We start from the raw sequence: 3,508 nt of genomic DNA on the forward strand, positions 1-3,508 counted from the left end.
GACTTGGATGAATTGTTATCCAAGAAAAATGTTCAAGTATCAGACACCATTTCAGATGTATCGGGGTGGCTAAATTAAATTTGCAATTTGCCATTGATTTATAATATTTGAAATAGCGTTACTGTAGCCTTCGCATTGTTATGAGTTTTAGGAGATATCAAGATTGAGCATTCTTATTCTGGAATCGGAAAATAAAAGCTTGGAAAATTGTAAAAATTTGCTATAATTGGTATAGACCAAAAATAAAGGAAATATATATGAACTATTATTTAAAAGCAGACAAGTTTTTCTATTCTTACCATACTCAAGGTCCTGGCTACTTAGAGATTATTGATGGAAAATTTGGTGCCTGGATGGAAGAAGCTCCAACTGATGTTGAAATTAAAGATTATTCTGGAAAATGGATAGCACCTGGCTTGGTTGACACTCACATTCATGGTTTTGGTGGTGCTGATTCTCAAGATGCGGATGTTGAAGGGATTATGCATACAATGTCTGAAGGATTACTCAGTGCAGGAGTGACAAGCTTTTTACCCAGCCCTTTAACTGATAGCCATGAAGGCCTTTTAAAGTGTTGCGAGGTAATTGGAAATCATTATGAAGAAACTACAGGGGCTAAGGTCCGTGGAATATTCTTTGAAGGTCCCTTCTTTACCGAAGAACATAAGGGGGCACAAAACCCTAAGTATATGCGCGATGCTGAGATGTGGGAAATTGAGGATTGGCAAAAAGCTGCAAAAGGACTCCTAAAAAAAGTTGGGCTTGCACCTGAACGTGTTGGTTCAGAGGAATTTATAAGAAAAGCTACTATGGCTGGTGTCAAGATTGCCTTAGGGCACTCAAATGCAACTTATAAACAGGCAGTCTCAGGTATTGAGGCTGGCGCCACCATCTGGATACATACATTCAATGGAATGAGTGGGCTCAACCACAATGAACCTGGTATGGTTGGTGCAATTTTGAATACACCCAATACTTATGCGGAGCTTATTTGTGATGGTCATCATGTTCGCCCAGAGGCTATAGAAATTGTTGTGAAAATGAAGGGTGCGGACCATGTTGTGCTTGTTACAGATTCAATGCGTGCTGCAGGTTTACCAGATGGCCCATATATGCTAGGTGAATATGAGGTAGAAGTACGAGATGGTGCCGCATGGCTACCAACTGGGCGCCCCGCTGCATCTGTACTAAAATTAAAAACAGCGGTTAAGAATCTAGTAGATTGGGGTATTGCAAGCCCTGAAGAAGCAATCATGATGGCTTCTTTAACGCCAGCTAAATCAGTTGGGATTGATGATGTATGTGGTCAAATTAAATCGGGTTATGAAGCTGATTTTATCGTGCTTGACTCTGAATTAAATCTTGAAGCAACCTATTTGAATGGTGAAAAATCCTATTCGGTACACATTAAGTAAGTAATAAATTGAAAAGAAATGTTTTTTTAGATTTGTTGCGTGTGAAAACTTTTCATAAAAAACTGAAATATAATTAGTTTGAGATTTTCAAATCTCATGTTCTTAGAATGTTCAAATTTAAAGACTAGGCGCAAGACCCTGGTCTTTTTCTTATAAAATCTGTTATACTAGGAAAATGAAAGAACATGCAGTAAAATACCGATTATTAAAAAAAGAAAAACACACTGGCGCTCGTTTAGGGGAGATTATCACTCCTCATGGAACTTTTCAAACGCCAATGTTTATGCCAGTGGGTACCCAAGCAACTGTAAAAACACAATCTCCAGAAGAGCTTAAGGAGATGGGATCTGGAATCATTCTCTCAAATACTTATCATCTTTGGGTGCGTCCGGGAGATGAGCTTATAGCGGAAGCGGGAGGTCTGCATAAATTCATGAATTGGGATCAACCTATATTAACCGATTCGGGCGGTTTCCAAGTTTATTCATTGATAGAAAATAAGAAAAACATCACAGAGGAAGGAGTTGCTTTCAAGTCACATTTGGATGGTCGAAATTTATTCATGACACCTGAGACTTCTATTAAGATTCAAAATAATCTTGGCTCGGATATTATGATGAGTTTTGATGAGTGTCCCCAGTTTTATCAACCTTATGACTATGTTAAAAATTCAATTGAACGAACTACAAGATGGGCGGAGCGTGGACTGGAAGCACATCGTCGATGGAATGACCAAGGATTGTTTGGTATTGTTCAAGGCGCTGGATATAAAGATTTGCGGGAACAATCCGTTCGAGATCTGACTAGTATGGATTTTTCTGGCTATTCAATTGGCGGTCTTGCAGTTGGAGAATCACATAAAGAGATGAACGAGGTACTTGATTACACAACAATCCTTTTACCAGAAGACAAACCTCGTTACTTAATGGGAGTAGGTGCTCCTGATAGTTTGATTGATGGTGTGATACGAGGCGTTGATATGTTTGACTGTGTTTTGCCTACACGCATTGCTCGTAATGGAACAGTCATGTCTCATTTTGGGCGTATGAACATACGTAATGCACAGTATGAACATGACTTCACAACTCTAGACCCAATGTGCGATTGTTACACTTGTACACACTACACTAGAGCTTATATTCGTCACTTAATCAAAGCAGAAGAAACATTTGGAATGCGCCTCTTGAGTTATCACAACTTATACTTCCTTATTCACCTTATGGAAGATGTTCGTCAGGCAATCAAAGATGATAATTTGCTTGAGTTCCGTGAAGGTTTCTGTGAACGATATGGATACAATAAAACAAATGCCAAAGATTTTTAAAGCAGATAGTATCTTGAAGGATTGGGATTCCCAATTCTTCTTTAACAATAATTTCAAGTTGCATTCTTTGCAAGATTTGCTATAATTAAGTGTTGTCTTTGGACAACCGCAAAGGTGGTTGATGTGGTAAGTAATAAGCCGACTTAGCTCAGTCGGTAGAGCACTTCACTCGTAACGAAGGGGTCGTAGGTTCGATTCCTATAGTCGGCATTACTTCAACTCACTAAAGTAAAAAAAATTCGAGGTAAAATATGTCTTCATTAGTAACTTTCTTACCCATCATCATCATTATGGTTGGGTTGATGTGGTGGATGCAACGTTCACAAAAGAAACAACAACAAAAACGTCAAGAGCAATTGAACACAATGTCAGTAGGTGATATTGTAATTACAATTGGTGGTTTGCACGGTGTTATTGATTCTGTAAATACCGACTTGAATACAGTTGATATAGACTGTGAAGGTGTCGTTTTGACTTTTGAAAAGTCTGCAATCCGTACTTTTAGCAAACCAGTTTCATTGAATGGAATTTCAGATGAAACAATAGTAGAAGCTCCAATTGATAATCCAATTGAAGAATCTAAATAAGAATATAACTAAAAAAGAGGCAAATTAAGCTTCTTTTTTAGTTATTTATTCCAAATATTAGACTTATAAATTTTAATAAAATCAATTTGGCAAATTGCAAATTTAATTTAGCCACCCCGATACATCTGAAATGGTGTCTGATACTTGAACATTTTTCTTGGATAACAATTCATCCAAGTCTC

General features: G+C 37.7%; 3 protein-coding genes and 1 tRNA gene. All 4 read left to right on the forward strand.

The features are described from left to right. Positions 1 to 257: 257 nt before the first annotated feature. The 4 genes from nagA (at position 258) to yajC (ending at position 3,326) form a co-directional block, all read left to right on the forward strand. Positions 258 to 1,415, forward strand: a complete 1,158-nt coding sequence (gene nagA / locus HNQ37_RS08320) for an N-acetylglucosamine-6-phosphate deacetylase (protein ID WP_183541262.1) — start codon at positions 258 to 260, stop codon at positions 1,413 to 1,415. Positions 1,416 to 1,590: 175 nt separating this feature from the next. Further along, complete coding sequence (gene tgt, locus HNQ37_RS08325; protein WP_183541266.1) at positions 1,591 to 2,739, forward strand: tRNA guanosine(34) transglycosylase Tgt; 1,149 nt, start codon at positions 1,591 to 1,593, stop codon at positions 2,737 to 2,739. A 137-nt stretch (positions 2,740 to 2,876) separates the two neighbouring features. Next, positions 2,877 to 2,949, forward strand: a tRNA-Thr gene (locus HNQ37_RS08330). A gap of 41 nt (positions 2,950 to 2,990) precedes the next feature. Then, complete coding sequence (gene yajC / locus HNQ37_RS08335; RefSeq protein ID WP_183541269.1) at positions 2,991 to 3,326, forward strand: preprotein translocase subunit YajC; 336 nt, start codon at positions 2,991 to 2,993, stop codon at positions 3,324 to 3,326. The last annotated feature ends 182 nt before the right edge of the window (positions 3,327 to 3,508 follow it).

It is taken from the genome of Lactovum miscens (assembly GCF_014202895.1).
Classification (GTDB): domain Bacteria; phylum Bacillota; class Bacilli; order Lactobacillales; family Streptococcaceae; genus Lactovum; species Lactovum miscens.

Coding starts and splice junctions, on each gene's coding strand:
- nagA (WP_183541262.1), top strand. CDS start 258: ATGAACTATTATTTAAAAGCAGACAAGTTTTTCTATTCTTACCATACT.
- yajC (WP_183541269.1), top strand. CDS start 2,991: ATGTCTTCATTAGTAACTTTCTTACCCATCATCATCATTATGGTTGGG.
- tgt (WP_183541266.1), top strand. CDS start 1,591: ATGAAAGAACATGCAGTAAAATACCGATTATTAAAAAAAGAAAAACAC.